This window comes from Providencia sp. PROV209, assembly GCF_028479485.1.
Lineage (GTDB): Bacteria > Pseudomonadota > Gammaproteobacteria > Enterobacterales > Enterobacteriaceae > Providencia > Providencia alcalifaciens.
Genome location: NZ_JAMPNR010000016.1, coordinates 12,993 through 29,417, shown reverse-complemented (window position 1 = coordinate 29,417; position 16,425 = coordinate 12,993). Strand labels below are relative to the sequence as shown.

Annotated in this window: 19 protein-coding genes; 9 read left to right on the top strand and 10 right to left on the bottom strand. The window is 39.1% G+C overall.

Features of this window, described 5'->3' with window-relative positions; genetic code table 11:
- Window positions 1-240 precede the first annotated feature (240 nt).
- Complete coding sequence (gene thiD, locus PR795_RS12245; protein ID WP_181479986.1) at window positions 241-1,038, bottom strand: bifunctional hydroxymethylpyrimidine kinase/phosphomethylpyrimidine kinase; 798 nt, start codon at window positions 1,036-1,038, stop codon at window positions 241-243.
- 453 nt (window positions 1,039-1,491) lie between these two features.
- Here thiD and pagP point away from each other — a divergent pair, with 453 nt between their 5' ends.
- Window positions 1,492-2,067, top strand: a complete 576-nt coding sequence (gene pagP / locus PR795_RS12240; protein ID WP_006658925.1) for a lipid IV(A) palmitoyltransferase PagP — start codon at window positions 1,492-1,494, stop codon at window positions 2,065-2,067.
- A 102-nt stretch (window positions 2,068-2,169) separates the two neighbouring features.
- Here pagP and PR795_RS12235 read toward each other — a convergent pair whose 3' ends face one another.
- Window positions 2,170-3,534 carry an amino acid permease gene (locus tag PR795_RS12235; protein ID WP_006661585.1) on the bottom strand — a complete coding sequence of 455 codons (1,365 nt, stop codon included), beginning with the start codon at window positions 3,532-3,534 and terminating at the stop codon, window positions 2,170-2,172.
- Between the two features lie 186 nt (window positions 3,535-3,720).
- The gene (gene mgrB, locus PR795_RS12230) at window positions 3,721-3,852 is read right to left on the bottom strand and encodes a PhoP/PhoQ regulator MgrB (RefSeq protein ID WP_006658928.1); all 132 of its coding nucleotides are present in this window, start codon (window positions 3,850-3,852) and stop codon (window positions 3,721-3,723) included.
- A 258-nt stretch (window positions 3,853-4,110) separates the two neighbouring features.
- Here mgrB and PR795_RS12225 point away from each other — a divergent pair, with 258 nt between their 5' ends.
- From PR795_RS12225 to brnQ, 3 genes are all read left to right on the top strand, one after another.
- Window positions 4,111-4,494, top strand: a complete 384-nt coding sequence (locus tag PR795_RS12225) for a helix-turn-helix domain-containing protein (RefSeq protein WP_006658930.1) — start codon at window positions 4,111-4,113, stop codon at window positions 4,492-4,494.
- A 160-nt stretch (window positions 4,495-4,654) separates the two neighbouring features.
- Window positions 4,655-5,464, top strand: coding sequence for a sugar-phosphatase (gene yidA, locus PR795_RS12220; RefSeq protein WP_006658931.1), 810 nt, complete (start codon window positions 4,655-4,657; stop codon window positions 5,462-5,464).
- A gap of 221 nt (window positions 5,465-5,685) precedes the next feature.
- Window positions 5,686-7,017, top strand: coding sequence for a branched-chain amino acid transport system II carrier protein (gene brnQ / locus PR795_RS12215; RefSeq protein WP_181479987.1), 1,332 nt, complete (start codon window positions 5,686-5,688; stop codon window positions 7,015-7,017).
- Window positions 7,018-7,057: 40 nt separating this feature from the next.
- Here brnQ and PR795_RS12210 read toward each other — a convergent pair whose 3' ends face one another.
- Together PR795_RS12210 and PR795_RS12205 are read right to left on the bottom strand one after the other, a co-directional pair.
- The gene (locus tag PR795_RS12210; protein ID WP_232373840.1) at window positions 7,058-7,690 is read right to left on the bottom strand and encodes a substrate binding domain-containing protein; all 633 of its coding nucleotides are present in this window, start codon (window positions 7,688-7,690) and stop codon (window positions 7,058-7,060) included.
- A gap of 88 nt (window positions 7,691-7,778) precedes the next feature.
- A complete protein-coding gene (locus PR795_RS12205) occupies window positions 7,779-8,009 on the bottom strand; it encodes a LysR family transcriptional regulator (RefSeq protein WP_232373683.1) in 231 nt (76 codons plus the stop codon).
- A gap of 98 nt (window positions 8,010-8,107) precedes the next feature.
- Here PR795_RS12205 and PR795_RS12200 point away from each other — a divergent pair, with 98 nt between their 5' ends.
- Window positions 8,108-8,560, top strand: coding sequence for a DMT family transporter (locus PR795_RS12200; RefSeq protein ID WP_272516856.1), 453 nt, complete (start codon window positions 8,108-8,110; stop codon window positions 8,558-8,560).
- Between the two features lie 4 nt (window positions 8,561-8,564).
- Entirely contained in the window at window positions 8,565-9,026 is a 462-nt protein-coding gene (locus PR795_RS12195) for a DMT family transporter (protein WP_181479989.1), read from the top strand.
- A 1-nt stretch (window position 9,027) separates the two neighbouring features.
- Here PR795_RS12195 and yddG read toward each other — a convergent pair whose 3' ends face one another.
- Both yddG and PR795_RS12185 read right to left on the bottom strand, forming a co-directional pair.
- Window positions 9,028-9,912 carry an aromatic amino acid DMT transporter YddG gene (yddG, locus tag PR795_RS12190; protein ID WP_006661580.1) on the bottom strand — a complete coding sequence of 295 codons (885 nt, stop codon included), beginning with the start codon at window positions 9,910-9,912 and terminating at the stop codon, window positions 9,028-9,030.
- Window positions 9,913-10,087: 175 nt separating this feature from the next.
- Complete coding sequence (locus PR795_RS12185; protein ID WP_036961359.1) at window positions 10,088-11,545, bottom strand: alanine/glycine:cation symporter family protein; 1,458 nt, start codon at window positions 11,543-11,545, stop codon at window positions 10,088-10,090.
- Window positions 11,546-12,203: 658 nt separating this feature from the next.
- Between PR795_RS12185 and PR795_RS12180 the strand changes: the two genes are divergently transcribed.
- On the top strand, window positions 12,204-12,452 hold the full coding sequence (locus tag PR795_RS12180; protein WP_006658938.1) for a DinI-like family protein: 249 nt from the start codon (window positions 12,204-12,206) through the stop codon (window positions 12,450-12,452).
- Between the two features lie 287 nt (window positions 12,453-12,739).
- Here PR795_RS12180 and PR795_RS12175 read toward each other — a convergent pair whose 3' ends face one another.
- Complete coding sequence (locus PR795_RS12175) at window positions 12,740-13,111, bottom strand: hypothetical protein (protein ID WP_006658939.1); 372 nt, start codon at window positions 13,109-13,111, stop codon at window positions 12,740-12,742.
- Between the two features lie 346 nt (window positions 13,112-13,457).
- Between PR795_RS12175 and PR795_RS12170 the strand changes: the two genes are divergently transcribed.
- Complete coding sequence (locus PR795_RS12170) at window positions 13,458-13,811, top strand: hypothetical protein (RefSeq protein WP_006658940.1); 354 nt, start codon at window positions 13,458-13,460, stop codon at window positions 13,809-13,811.
- Between the two features lie 58 nt (window positions 13,812-13,869).
- On the opposite strand, the gene PR795_RS12165 is transcribed toward PR795_RS12170, so the two are convergent.
- Window positions 13,870-14,379 (bottom strand): DUF1543 domain-containing protein, encoded by a 510-nt coding sequence (locus tag PR795_RS12165; protein WP_036961353.1) that lies wholly within the window; start codon window positions 14,377-14,379, stop codon window positions 13,870-13,872.
- A 278-nt stretch (window positions 14,380-14,657) separates the two neighbouring features.
- On the opposite strand from PR795_RS12165, the gene PR795_RS12160 reads away from it, so the two are divergent.
- A complete protein-coding gene (locus PR795_RS12160) occupies window positions 14,658-15,809 on the top strand; it encodes a pyridoxal phosphate-dependent aminotransferase (protein WP_006658942.1) in 1,152 nt (383 codons plus the stop codon).
- A gap of 53 nt (window positions 15,810-15,862) precedes the next feature.
- On the opposite strand, the gene PR795_RS12155 is transcribed toward PR795_RS12160, so the two are convergent.
- On the bottom strand, window positions 15,863-16,207 hold the full coding sequence (locus PR795_RS12155) for a DMT family protein (protein ID WP_006658943.1): 345 nt from the start codon (window positions 16,205-16,207) through the stop codon (window positions 15,863-15,865).
- Window positions 16,208-16,425: the final 218 nt, after the last annotated feature.

Sequence of the window (16,425 nt, the reverse complement as noted above, 5' to 3'; positions counted from 1 at the left end):
AAACGCTCATTTTGTGCTTTATTTTAGTTGAGAATCATTCTCGTTATTGACAGTCTCACTAAAAAATGCACTCAATATCCAATTTTATGCAACAGATCACATCAATTGGTTATTCTATATCGTATAGTCACTCTCGAAAACGAAGAACTAGAAAGTCATAAATTAAGACTAGGAACCACCTCCTTGGCTGGCTCAATCTCCCTTGAGCTAGCCATTTCTTTTTTCTAGCCCCTAATATCCTTACCACCACCGATAAAAATGGTGCACGGGCCCGAAACCACTCCCAACCTCTAAGCTGTCTGCTTGTTCAAGGGCGCCCTGTAAATAAGCTTTAGCTTCAATGACTGTTTGTTGCCAATCAGCATAACGTGGTCGTAATGCAGCCAATGCCGCCGATAATGTACACCCTGTGCCATGAGTATTTTTAGTGTTAATCCGTGGCGAAGTGAAACGCCATTCTCCTTCAGGCGTGATCAGCCAATCAGGGCTTTCAGTATCAATCAAGTGACCGCCTTTCATTAATACACCTTGGCAGCCTAACTGTAATAACCGTTTCCCTTGGTCACGCATTTGTTGCTCGGTTTGTGCCATGGGTTCATCCAGTAACGCAGCCGCTTCCGGTAAATTGGGGGTAATCAATGAAACTAACGGCAATAGTTGCAACCTTAACGTCTCTACAGCATCCGGTAATAAAAGTGGATCACCACTTTTCGCAACCATCACGGTGTCCAGCACAACATAGGGAACAGGTGTTTTTTTCAAAGCTTCAGCAACGACATGTACATTATCGCGATTTGATAGCATACCAATCTTGGCTGCATCTATACGCACATCACTTAAAACAGATTCCAATTGAGCAGCAACAAACTCAGGAGGGATATTATGAACAGATTGAACGCCTCGCGTATTTTGTGCCACCAGCGCAGTCATCACACTGGTTCCATATGCACCGAGCGCGGAAAAGGCTTTAAGGTCAGCCTGAATACCCGCTCCGCCTGATGGGTCCGTTCCTGCAATCGTTAACGCATTCACTCTCATTAATGCCCTCTCCTTTGTCGTCAGAAAGATAATTCACCTTAGTAATATTACGTTTATTTTATTTTTTTAACTTAATTAAAATCATTAAGTTAAAAAAATAATCACTTAAAATGGATTGTCTCATATGCCATGCCAATTACTAGTGAATGATCCATTAAACTTAAAAATTAAATGCGATTAATTGTCATTTAAATGCAAATTTTTATTTTACTAAATTAATCATTGAATTACGTTAATCCATTTAATCAAACTTATCGATTTAGCAAATTGATTTTACGCACCTAATTGCACGCCCAATAGTCATTATCCTAATTTAACTATTTATTGCTGTCTTATTTAGCTTATCTTTATTAAAATAATTGATAATAGAATTATTACAATTGCGATAATGATGTGATCATTGTCAATGGCTACCATTACTTATTTATCAGATATAACTAGATTGGATCTACAATGAGAGTTAATAAAAACATACAGTTGGTTGTAAGCGCGTCAGCAATTTTGGGTGCTTCAATCTGCATGTCATCACCTGCATTGGCTGAAGAACAGTCAGTTGGTCTATGGGATAAATTCACCAATAATGTCAGTACCACATGGGATTCTGACAAGTATGAGCTGTATATCCCGTTCTTCACTTGGCATAACCGTTTTATGTACGATAAAGAAAAAACCAATACCTATAATGAAGAGCCATGGGGTTTTGGTATTGGTAAATATCGTTATGATGAAGATAATGATTGGCATGCACTGTACGCAATGGCATTTATGGATTCTCATAATAAAGTCGAACCGATTGTCGGATATGGTTTCCAAAAAATGTGGATCCCCGGTGATATGGATGGTTTCCGTATGGGGGCTGGTTTCACGTTAGGGATTACCGCTCGTGAAGAGTACAGTTATATTCCGCTTCCTGCACCGCTGCCGTTAGTTTCAATTGAATATGACAAACTGTCTGTTCAAGCTACCTACATTCCTGGGACTTACAATAATGGTAACGTGCTATTTGCATGGTTACGCTGGCAGTGGTAAACCACTCGCTTCTACGATTCATTTAACCACCAAAAGCAGCGCAAAAAAAACCGGTAGATTCAATATCACCGGTTTTTTATTCTCTTTGATTAACCAAATAGGTTATGACACTTTACTTTCGATGCCTTGCTGTTTAGCGCCGGAGAATTGGTAGCCTACCCACAGGACTGCAATCCATAGTGGCATAATCAGCACCGACACACGCAGCCCATCCATTGTCAGAATAATAATTAAGATCAGAGACAAGAATGCTAAGCACAGGTAATTACCAAATGGGTACCAAATACTCTTAAACTTGGTTTCAATGCCCTGTTTATTCATTGCGGCTCTAAACTTCAGGTTAGACACACAAATCATAATCCAGTTGAGCACTAACGTTGTGACCACTAAGGACATTAGCAATTCAAATGCTTTGCCTTCCATCACAAAGTTAATCAGAATACCACCAGACGTCGCAATCCCCGAAACAATCAACGCCATCACAGGTACGCCGCCTTTGTTCACTTGTGCCATAAATCGAGGGGCATTGCCTTGTTGAGCTAAACCGTACAGCATACGGCTTGTACAATATGCGCCACTGTTATACACAGACAGTGCAGCAATCAAAATAACCACGTTCAACGCATTTGCGACTAGCAAATCGCCCAACTCATGGAAAATCAAGACAAACGGGCTGGTTTTACCATCCAATTGTACCCATGGGTAAAGTGCCAACAACACCGCCAATGAACCAATATAGAAAATTAAAATACGATAAACCACTTGGTTGATAGCTTTTGGAATACTCTTGTCTGGGTCTTCCGCTTCTGCCGCAGTGATGCCCACTAATTCTAATCCACCAAATGAGAACATAATAATTGCTAGAGCAACTAATAGTCCATTATACCCTTTTGCAAAAAAGCCACCGTATTCCCACAAGTTGCTAACTTTAGCTTGGGGACCACCGTGACCACTAAAGAGTAGGTAGCAACCAAATAGAATCATCGCAATGACAGCAACCACTTTTATCAATGCAAACCAGAATTCAGTTTCACCGTAAGAACGAACGTTAATGAGGTTAATGGCATTCACAGCAATGAAAAATACCAGCGCTGAAACCCAAATAGGTAACTCAGGCCACCAGTGCTGCATATATTTACCTGCGGCGGTCAGTTCAGTCATTCCGACGAGAATAAACATGACCCAGTAGTTCCACCCCGAAAGGAACCCAGCAAAACCACCCCAATATTTAAATGCAAAATGGCTAAACGACCCTGCAACAGGCTCTTGAACAATCATTTCACCTAACTGGCGCATGATCAGAAATGCGATAAAACCACACAGTGCATACCCGAGTAAAACTGACGGCCCTGCCATTTGAATCGTGGTTGCTATCCCTAAAAATAGCCCTGTACCGACAGCGCCCCCTAAGGCAATTAACTGAATATGCCTGTTTTTCAATCCGCGCTTGAGCGTCTGTTGCGCCATATCTTTACCTTTTCGTCCTCTAGCTTTTGTTATCGTCCACAGTTGTGATAATCACGCAAGTTTATTTGAATTTTTGCATGAACTCCACCCGCAATTACACCACTGTGAAGCTGGCTTTCTGCCTGTCTTACGATGTTTCCAAATAATAACAAACTAATATCTAGTAAGACGTTCTAAAATGCAAACTCAAAATGGTAACAAAGCTGTCACTCGGCAGATCCCAAGCTGAAAGTCATCACCACCTTGATCGCAGAGATTATTCATCGCCAGTAGGTATAAAAAAGCACAAATGGTCACAATGATGATGATTAATAGCATATTTCGCATAAATATAGGGGTTCTTAGTAGTCACTTAATCTGCCAATATTAATCAATATTACGATGATTAGTTTGTGTAAAATGGGCAATTCATCGTTTTCAAGAAAACAATTGTTCATTTTTGCAGCTATTGATAAATAACTTGCTAGGATTGCCTGTTTTTCATACACAAATCTGTTATACCGCACAACCAACCTTTGTCATGGTGAAATGAAGTTGTGTATACTTCGGTTACCGTAAAATAAGAATGAATTTGAGATGGCACAAGATAACCACGTAGCACTTGTTAATGCTCTAAGTAAATGGATCGAAGAGCATTTAGGCAGAGTCATCCATTTGGAAGAGCTCGCGGCCTATTCAGGGTATTCCCTTTGGCACATGCAAAAAATCTTTAAGGAAGTCACTGGGATCTCCTTAGGTAAATATATTCGCCAACGCCGACTCGCTGGCGCAGTAAATTTATTACGAAATAGCAGCCAAAGTATTTTTGATATCGCGTTAGATTTTGGATTTGGTTCCCAATCTCACTTTACCTACATGTTCCGCAAAGAGTACGGCATTACTCCGTTTGATTTTCGGCAGAATGACCAAATTCAATTGGACATCAAAGAACCGCTGCATCTCACGACGGATGACGAGTGAATTTGTTTTACGCGCATTAACCGCCCTTAGCTTTAATGCGATAAAACATGAGCATTCTCATCCTATTTACTGAGCAATCTATTTATTGCCCTCTTCGATAATTTACATTCTCGATAATCAGAGTAAGGTACGTGTAAAAGTTCTATTTTAGGAGGCGTTGATGTCAATCAAACTGGTCGCCATTGATTTAGATGGCACATTACTCAATTCGCAGCACCAAATTTCCCCTGTAGTCAAAGAAGCCATTACGCGTGCCCATGAACAAGGTGTTCGAATTGTCCTCGCCTCGGGTCGCCCCTATTCTGGTATTCAGCCTTACCTTCAAGAACTTGGTTTAGACACCGCCAATAACTACTGTATCAGTAACAATGGTAGTGTTATCCACCAAGCCAATGATGGCAGCCATTTATATGAAAACCTGCTGGATTTCGCAGATTATCAATATTTTGCAGAGCTAGCGAGTAACGTTGGTGTCCATATGCATGCACTTGCAGATAACACGATGTTTACCGCCAATCGCCACATTAGTCGTTACACCATTCATGACGCTTACATTACCAATACTCCACTGGTGTATTGTCCCGTGAACGAAATGGAAAGCTCACTCAGTTTCACCAAAATCATGATGATTGATCACCCAGAAAAACTCGATGTGGGTATCAGTTACATTCCTGAGAATACCTTTGAAAATTATTCGTTAATCAAAACCAGTCCCTATTTCCTCGAAATTTCGAATAAAGATGCCAGTAAAGGTTCTGCGCTGAAGGTGCTGTGTGACAAACTCGCCTTAACCCCAGATAAAGTGATGAGCATCGGTGACCAGAATAATGATGTCACGATGCTACAATATTCGAGTGTTTCGGTAGCAATGGGAAATGCAGCACCACATATTCGTGAAATAGTGAAATTTGTCACATCAACCAACGATTGTGATGGTGTTGCTGTGGCATTAAATAAATTTATTGTCTAAATAATTACTCATTTAAAGCTCAAATCCCTAAACAAAAATACAATTCTGCTGGATATGCCTCTACATTAGCTTTTTGGCATATCCATTCTCTATCCCCCCTTCAGAACTATTTTATCCTTTGCCTTACTTACTCTTCCAAATTTGATACTATCTGCGTCTTTCAAAAAAATTGTCACCTATAGACAAATACAATAAAACTGACATCACTAACAGGTAGTTAAATGTTTTCAACTAAAGATATGTTAATTCTGGGCATGATGGTATTCGCCTTATTTTTAGGCGCGGGAAACATCATCTTTCCGCCTATGGCAGGGTATCAATCGGGGACAGACTGGTTTAATACTTCATTAGGGTTTCTGATCACGGGTGTTTTGTTGCCATTCTTAACCCTCGTTACCGTTGCCGTAAAAGGTCGAGGGGAAAAACTCTCCGTTGACTTACCCAAATGGGTCGCCGTGATCTTCTGGGTTGCACTTTATTTAATTGTGGGTTCCACCTTCGCCATGCCGAGGGTCACCAATACCGCATTTGAAATGGGCTTCCTACCATTAGGTTTTGCTGAAAAAAATACGTTTTCACATCTCACCTTCGCATTGGTTTTTAACTTTACCTCGATGTTCTTTATGCTAAAACAAGGCACAATGATCAGCGCGATTGGTAAGTTTATGACTCCTGCTCTACTGGTTTTATTAGTCGTTGTGGGTATCGCTGTCGTCCTTGACCCACTTTCTGAAATGAATGCACCAGTTAAGCAATATGCAGAATTTGCATTCTTTGGCGGTGTGATCGATGGTTACCAAACCATGGACGTGCTTTCTGCGATGGCATTTGGGGGAATTGTCGCTCGCGCTCTAGCCTCTAAGCAAATCACCGAACCTCGTCAAGTTGCCACAATTACGATTAAAGCGGGATTGATTTCAGTAAGCTTACTCGCCGCTCTATACATCTGCCTATTCTATTTAGGGGCAACCAGTGAGCAAGTCGCCAATACCGCAACCAACGGTGGACAAATTTTCTCTCGTTATGTTGATGTATTATTTGGTGCCGTTGGTACTTGGATTATGTGTGGGATTGTCTTGCTGGCCAGTATGACCACTTTAGTGGGTGTAACCAGCGCATGTGCGGATTATTTCGCCACATTCCATCACCGTTTAGGATACCGTTTTTGGGTGGTCTTTTTCACCATGCTAACCACCATTGTGTCGACGTTTGGTCTCGATACCTTATTACGTGTCACTATCCCTGCATTATTGATGATCTACCCATCATCCATTACCATCGTATTTTTGCAATTTGCGCGTAAATTTATGGCTTCACCACGCGTTACATACGGCATCACTGTTGCAGTCGTGGTCCTAATGAGTTTGCTTGATACGCTCAATAATATGGAACTGCTCAGTGTTACGGTAAAAGCGCATCTCATTGCCTATTTACCACTATTTGAACAAGGTATGGGCTGGTTAATTCCAGGTATTATTGCGTTTATTCTCTCGATGTTTATCGGTAAATTTATGGCTAAAGATGAGCCTATTGCTGAACAAAACTTAGCTTAACGCTTATTGTTAATCGCCTAATGTTAGGATGCTGCTGACATTAGGCGTTTTCATCACCTTTCTTATCTTGCGATAAATTCAGCTCATACAGTCTCTGATAGCCACTTGTTTTTCCGAACTTTTCTTGTAGGAAATCAAGAAAGGCTGACACCTTTTTAGGCAAAAACTCTCGGTTTGGATAAACTGCATAAATATGATGCTGCGGTAAATGGTATTCCGGTAGTACCGTTATTAATCGCCCAGCCAAGATGTCGGGCGCGGCGATAAATTGAGGTAGCTGGCAAACACCTAATCCTTGTAAAGCAGCTTGGTGCAACGCTAAGCTATTATTTGCGCGGAAATTTCCTGTGGGTGTAAATCGAACCATTTTCCCCTGATGCGTAAATAACCATGTTTGCCCCGCCTGATAATAACTGTATAAAAGGCAATTATGTCCTGCTAATTCTTCAAGGTTCTGGGGGCTGCCATGTTCTTCTAACCATATGGGGGAAGCACACAAGACACTGTGACAGGGGGATAAGGTTCGCGAGACTAATGAGGAATCCTTTAATTCGCCTATTCGGATTGCCATATCAAACCCCTCTCCGACTAAATCCACCAGCTTATCGTCAAATACGAGCTCAGCATTCAATTGCGGCCAACATTTCAGAAATTCAGGTAGCAGAGCCGTCAGATGAAGATGACCAAAAACGGTTGGCGCACTGATTTTTAAGGTTCCATCTACCGCACCACTGTAACGGGAAAGTGCTGCGTTACCGTCATCAATAGCCCGATGAGCCTTTTTTAAGTAAGCATAATAAAGCTCTCCAGCTTCTGTCAGTTGTAAATGTCGAGCGAGTAATCAGGCGGATCCCCGTACTTGCCTCTAACGCCATTAATTTTTTACTGATTGCCGACTTTGTCATATGCAGGGAATCTGCAGCTTTAGTTAAACTACCTTGCTCTACAATCGCGATAAAAATGGGCAGTAATGCATAATCCACGCCAGTCATTGTCAATCCTTAGGAAACAGAGTTTTTCTTTTATAGCGGTTTTTCTTCATGCTGACAATCCCTATACTTTGCCAATCACTCGTCCTGAATTAATGAAAATGAAAAAAGATATTGCGCTTTCTCTAGTTGCTGTATTTTCAGGTGTATTACTGACATTGATGATCATGAGCAACAGTTATTTGTCTACGTTTACCTCGCCGTTACAAGCCTCTTGGCTAACCCATGGAATCGGCAGTATGGTTGCTGTATTGATTTGGTTGGTCGTGAAAAAACGATTTGGTAAAGGAAAGCCAGCTAACAAAATACCTCGCTGGAGTTATCTCGGCGGGATCCCTGGTGCCTTTACGGTGTTACTCGCGGCTATCACTGTCAATAGCCCACTTTCACTTTCAGGCTCAATCGTATTGATGCTAACAGGGCAAATCGTGGCAGGATTACTGATTGATCATATGGGACTTTTAGGATTAGCCCAGCGAAAAATAGCCAAGAAGGATTATCTCACGGTGTTATTTCTACTGGTTGGCTCAACATTGATCATTATGGGAAGATAAATATATGTTACTGTTTTTTATTATGATTGCACTGTCTAATGGCATGTGTATTATCCTGAGCCGCAGCCTTAATGGACGCCTATCTCAAGTCAGTAATGCCTTTTATGCTTCCCTTATTAATCATGTTGTGGGCTTTTTATTTCTGAGTATTATCATGTGGTTCGCACAAATACCATTTAAAATTGGTTACGAGAATATTCCGCTTATAGCATTTGCTGGCGGTGTCATTGGGGCATGTTTTGTGATGATTAACAGCTATATACTGCCATTACTGGGCGCAACACTCACCACTATTTTTGCGATAAGTGGTCAGGTGCTTTCCAGTGTGGTGATTGACATTGTGCAACATGGCTTGCCAGAACAAATAAGCGTGCAGCTACTGGGTATTATTTTCATTTTTGCCGCTATTGGCGTGCGCTATGCACCCAATAAGCTAGCTTGCAAAAAGGTTAGTGCCCAAAATTAAATCATCGTCTTGTGGCGATAAAACAGGTTATTGATCCTATCGTCACCATCAAAACCCCTTGCCAGAAACCTAATGTTAACGCCGTACTCAATAACATCGACGAAAAAGCTGTAGAGATCACAGGCGTAAAGTAAGAAAGCGTACCAAGAAAAGCCACGTTACCTTTGATAATTGCAACGGTCCAAAGCGCATTTGCACCACCAGTTGCAATCGCCGTAACGAGCAGTAAGCTGACACTGTTCACACTGATATTAAATGGCGCAGGCGTCGAGAATATAAACAGCATCCATAGCCCAATGGATGTCATAATAAAAAACAATACCATTCCATTGCAGCCATTAGACATACGTTTCGTGATGTTACTATAAAACGCCCATAACAAAGCGCCAATAAACGCTAAGGCATAGCTAAGAGGGTTACTTTGAATATTCGATAAAATCGCGTTCAACGATAATGGTTGGTCCCCAGAGATTACCCACAGCAGTCCCACGAATGCCAAAATTAAGCCAATAATCAACAATACGCTAAAACGTTGCCGGTTAAATAAGACGGCTAAGGCTATCGTAAAGCTCGGCCACAAATAATTGACCATCCCGAGTTCAATCGCTTGTTGACGGTTATTTGCAAGCCCTAATGCTAAAATAAAGCAGATTTCATAACTCACAAATAAAAATGCGCCCCAGAACAAATAGCGTTTAGGAAAAAGGTGAATTTTCGGTAACCCCATCACAGCCACTAAAACAAGGCTACCAATGGAATAAATCAATGCGGCACCGCCAATGGGACCAAAGTTTTCGCTTGTACTACGCACAAGCCCTACCATGGTACTCCACAATAAAATAGAGACTACCCCATAAAAGGTTGCTGCATGTCGCCCGAGTTTCATCTTCCTAATCAACACCTTATTTCGCATTTATATCAATGACAATTTTCCTTCAAAACCTTACGCTTTGAGAGCAATAAAGCAAGTTTTTTATATTTATCCACCCTTTATTTCAATAAAAAAGCGCCTAGGAATACACCCAGGCACTTTTACGTTTATACCTATGTTTAATCATCAATTAATGAGCTTGATGCTTAACCCATTGCTTCACTGACTCTTTTTCCCAAATACCATCGTTAAGCTGTTTCTTCAGTTCAGGATGATCATTTATATCAAATGTTGGAACCTTCCCTGCGCTCAATTGTTGGTTATAGTCTTTTGCCAATTTGAACGCGACACCTGACAACAACAAAATTGCAATCAGGTTAGTGATCGCCATTAAGCCCATTGAAACATCGGCAAGTTTCCAAATAAGGGGCATCTCACCTAATGCGCCAAACATCACCATTCCTAATGTCGCTAAACGGAAAAGAAACAGTCCTGCGGTGTGGTTATTTTCCAAGAAAATCATATTGCTTTCTGCATACGCATAATTGGCAATAATTGAGGTGAAGGCGAAGAAGAATATTGCGATAGCAATAAAGATGCTTCCCCAACTGCCGACCGCGGAAGATAACGCCATCTGAGTCAACTCAATGCCATTGATTTTATCTACAGGTCCATCTAATACCCCCGACGCTAAAATAATAATCGCGGTTGCACTGCAAATTACAATGGTATCAAGGAATACGCCTAGCATTTGAACATAGCCTTGTGAAGCTGGATGCGGAGGATAAGGTGAGGCAGATGCGGCTGCATTCGGTGCAGATCCCATACCGGCTTCATTCGAAAATAATCCACGTTGGATCCCTTGAGTCATGGCTTGGGCAATCCCATAACCGAGTGCACCACCAGCGGCCTCTTGCAAGCCAAATGCACTGCGGAAAATTAACATAAAGACATCGGGTAAGCGCTCAATATTTTGCCCGACCACCCAAAATGCGAGCAGTAAGTAAGCAATCGCCATAATGGGTACAACAAATTCAGCGACTTTGGCAATTGATCTTAATCCACCAAAAATAATGGTGCCACTGAGAATCACTAAAGCAATTCCAACATAGAGTGGGTTAAAATCAAATGCCACAGCAGTTGCTTGTGCGATTGAGTTCGCTTGTACTGCATTAAAAACCAAACCAAATGCAATGATTAAGAAAATAGAGAATAAGACCCCCATCCAGCGTTGTTTTAAGCCCTTCTGCATATAATAAGAGGGTCCGCCACGATAATTGCCTTGATCATCTTTCGTTTTATAGAGCTGTGCTAATGTACATTCAATGAATGACGTTGCCATACCTAAGAGTGCAACAACCCACATCCAAAATATGGCGCCTGGACCACCTGCTGTAATAGCGATGGCAACACCCGTTAAGTTTCCAGTACCGACTCGAGCGGCTAAACTTGTACACAATGCTTGAAATGAAGAAATACCTGAGCTGTCTGAACGGGTACTATTTTTAAGCACTCCAAACATGTGACCAAAATGTCTAAACTGAATAAATTTAGATCGTATTGTAAAATATAATCCAGCGCCAAGTAATAAATAAATTAATATTGAGGTCCAAATAAAATTACTGATTGAGTTTATATATTCTATCAAATTATGCTCCTTTTATTGTATCCACTAATTACGTAATTAGTCGGTTAGTTATTTAGCTCCATATCATTTAAGTAATTAAACACATAAAAACGCAAACCATGAATGGTTCAGCATGTATAATCCATGTTATTAAACAAGACCCATGGATTATATTTTTTTTGCTTTCTCTGTAAATTTTTTTCTAGTTCAGATTCTATGAAAGACTTAATACTGATGTAAAAAAAGCTAACCAATACAAAATGTATGAGTAATTTAATATTTAAAATCAATGAATTAATGATAACGCAACGATGTCAGACTTAATTTTAATCATATGATTAAAATTAAGGTATTTTTTAACCAACTTTATCTTTTTTTAATCAAAAAAAATAAATGTTAATTACATGAAAATATATTTAAGAAAATAAAATTAAGCGTTTTTTAAATTAAATCGTTAATTAAGTTCGGATATTTATTATTTTAGTGAATAGACTTGAGAGATAAAAATTAAGTATAAATTAACTTTTATTTTAGCTTAATCACTTATTTAGATTTGCCATTTTAGATAGATTCCCACACAAAATAATCTTTTTGGTATCATCATAATAAGATTATTGCTAATATTTTATGATGACAATACACTTATCGCTAATTTGCTTTTTACATCAAAGGGTAATATATGGAAATCCACATTAAAGTTTCTGACGATCTCGTTTCAACACTCGCCGAAAAATCCTATGACGCATTTGCCGCTGAATTGCACGCTAGGGTTTTAGAAGTCTACCCTGGTAGCAACCTTGTTATCACACATGACAGTGGTGCAACAACCTTTGACACTAAAGGTTTCCATGATGATAAAGAAGCACACATTGTTTTGCATGAATTGGTTGAAGATGTCTTCCATCACGGTCATTGGTTAAAGGCTTAATTTCCGTCGTTTTATTTACCAGCCTGCCATTTTCATCAGGCTGGTACTCCCCAAAAACGTTTCTGGTTAATTTCAAATACTGATCAAGATCATAGTTAGCGATTATGCTAACCAACTTTGCCCAAAAGCCCTTTTCTTTTTACCGTTATATGATACTGTATATAACGAATTTTCATTTACATTGCTTTTGCTAATTTATAGCAGCCAGTATTTATACTGGCTTTTTTTATGGGAAAAATCAGGTAAACACATAGCCGCCCTAATCATGAAATGCGTGAAATAAGGCATCACTGTGATTTTTCACACAATGTTACAATCGCTGCACGTAATTCTGGTGTATCACTCGTAATCAATTGGTTATGTTCTGTAAATTTACCATTCTGAACATTAACACTGGCAACAAACGGCAATTTATCACTTTGATGCGCGATTTGATAAGAACCACAAACACGATAACTTTCGCCTTCTTTAAATTCACTTTTTAGAACGATGTTTACATTCTCAAAAACTAATGGTTCAGTAGAACCAAGCTTACTTTCAATCAACTTTTCAGCTTGTTTAGTGACATCGCTATCACCGATCGTTGTGTAAAATTGATAAGCAAATGCCCCAAGGGCGAGTAGAATAACGATCAGTAGCTTACTTTTTATACGTTTCACGCTTAAATCCTTCTTATCTTACAGCGATTAGCACACACCATTATGTTAACACTTTTGTTTTATTGATAATAAGCACTCTGAGATCAATGTCGCACAAAAAGCTCTATACGTTTTTTGTCATTGAAATTAATTGATTTTACATTTTTAAATTTATATTTTATAAAAAGCAGCCTTTAAAAAGTAAAAATAAATTCATATTTCATTACCTATTTAACAAATTTTTATCACCGTGAAGAAATAATGAATAACTGTGTCCTAAATATGAAATATCCCTATATTTAAGTAAATTGAATTGAAATAAAAACCCTTGATGACAAACTAGAATTAAATATAGAGGAGAAGCACAATGAAAAATTTAAAATCACTTATTCTAGTTGGAAGTTTATTAGCCATTAGTTTCTCAACATTTGCCTATCATGGTAATGGATTTCATCGTAGCGGCAACGCTAACGGACCATGGTGTAATGGACAGAACCAAACACAGTATGACCGTCCTTGTGACACTCACTATCGGGGTCAGTATATGGGTCGTAATCAAGGTATGGTGCAGTTTTCGACATCCGTTCAAACAGCACAGCCAGAAGAGGCTTTAAAGAAAATTACAGCCGAGATCCCTAAAGGAGAGAATAATAAAACCTATATGGTAAAAGTCGCGGTAATTGAAATTACGCCTAATGTAAACACTCAAGAAAATCAATAAAAAGGCATTGAATAAATATAGCCAGTAAATCTACGATATACTGGCTATTAAATATCAATCAGCTATTTGTCCCTATCGGTAAATACCCTTGCCATAATGGCGAAGGTTTTTTTCCATTTTCATTCTTAGTTAAATGAATATAATACTCACCGACTTTTTGTAATAATAGACAGTCATCAACATCTTTTAAATTGTCTTTATGTTGCTGCTGGCTCCCTACTAATAATTGGCTAATGGCTTTTTGTTTTGCCTCTTGTGCCGTTTTCGCCACAAACAAATCAAATTCATGCAATTCTGCAAGTGTTGATAAAGTGTACCCTCCGACATTGATAAAATAGAGTTTATACTCACCACCTGATGACTCTTTGCTCAAACTGATGTCGAATCCATCAACCCAATTTACATCTGCATACCCATCCACATGAATTTTATCTTTATCACCAAACCAAGCATCTCGTAATAGTGGCCAAGCCTCTTCCGGTTTATCGACTGCGGCAAACTGTACATCATGTACTTCAATGTTTGATTTCCCAGCATTCCCACCAACATAAAACATAAATAATTTCATTATTATCTCTCTATGATTGACTATCGCTATATAAATTAATATACAACCATATCAATTCAATATGCAATCATTGATTTTTTACGGCTAATTTAGCAATAACTTAAATTTATTATAAATATCAATTTATTATATGAAAATCATTAATCCACCCAACATAATTGAACTTTACACACCCATAACACAGTGAATAAAAAATCACTTCAACTATATATTTATTTACAATTGAATTATTTCGAGTAATCTAATTAGACTTTAAAAATATATTTCAGGGACACACTATGGATCGTCGTTCATTTTTAAGATCAAGTTCACTTATCGCAGGTGGACTAGCACTAAATTCCGTTTTAAATCAAGCAAGTGCAAAAACGGCGACATTAGCAGCGCCGAGTATTCAACATCCTTTATTATTAAACTTTAATGAAAATTCGTTAGGAATGTCACCGAGCGCTCAAAAAGCTGTCATTGACGCTTTACCTGGCGCATTCCGTTACCCTGATGCAGCACGTTCCGAACTTATTAATAACGTCGGTACGCTACATGGTTTAGAAGGTAAAAACGTCACCTTAGGAAATGGTTCATCAGAAACCATTCAAGCAGCGGTTGCTATGCTGGCGAATAAAGCAAGAAAACAGAACATAAAAATTCAGCTCGTCACGCCGGATCCAACCTTTAACTATGCTGAGCTCTATGCGCTACCATTGGGTGTTGAAATCACGAAAGTTCCACTAAAATCGGATCTCAGTTTTGACCTGGTAAAAATGGAACAGCTGGCAAATAGCTTCGATGGTCTCTCCATTATCTATATTTGTAACCCAAATAACCCAACGGCAATGATCACACCTCATAGCCATCTTGATAGTTGGATGAAAAAAGAGTCAGATAAACAATTCTTTATTGTCGATGAAGCCTATGCAGAGTTTGTTCAAGACCCTCAATTTATCAGTGCGATTGAGTTGGTAAAGGCAGGACAAAAAAATCTGATTGTGACGCGCACTTTCTCAAAAATTTATGCATTAGCTGGTCTGCGTGTAGGCTATGGTATTGCAGCTCCTGACGTTATCGCTTCTGTGGATGAATTTATCTCCATTGATAATACCAATACAGCGGGGGCAGCAGCTGCAATTGCCTCATTAAAAGATCATAAATTCCTCGAATACAGCCTGCAATCCAACAATCTTTCACGAAAAATCGTAGAAACGGCGTTGAATGAATTAGGCTTGGAATATGCACCATCACAAGCTAACTTTATTTTCCATAAAGTAAAAGGTGATGTAAAAGCTTATAAGCAACACATGCAAGATGCCAATATCATGGTCGGTAGAGAATTTCCACCTGTTGTTGGTTGGAATCGCTTAACACTAGGAACGCCACAAGAAATGGAACAATTCGTAGCCGTGCTGAAAGAATTTCGCCAAAAAGGCTGGGTGTAGAGAGCACTTAACTTATCGACAAAGCATCTTCTACTCTGAGAAGATGCTTTGAATTAAAAAGGTCCTTTAAAAATAAAGAATGCCCCTGCAAAAATGAGGATGAAGCCAATAATGTGATTAATTGTCAGGCTTTCCCCCAAATAAAGCACAGAGAATCCAACAAACACACATAATGTAATCACTTCCTGCATCGTTTTTAACTCAGCAGCACTGTAATACTGATGACCTAAGCGATTCGCTGGCACTGCAAAACAGTATTCTACAAATGCAATTAGCCAACTGACAAAAATAACGATATACAAAGGCTTATTAGTAAATTTTAGATGCCCATACCAAGCGAACATCATAAATACATTGGATATAACCAACAATATGACAGGATAAAATTTTGCTAACATGATGAACCAATTGAAAGTTCGAATAGACCCATATTATGCGAATAACCCACTATGATTTCAATCACCTTCCTAAATCAATCTAATTAAATTCACGCCCTATTTTCTAGCACTGCCACACATAGATTGCATTTATTCCCACACATGAAAGTGTATTTATTAGTACATTTTGATTTACTTTAATCTTTTCATGATTACAATAACACCAATTAATGTATTTA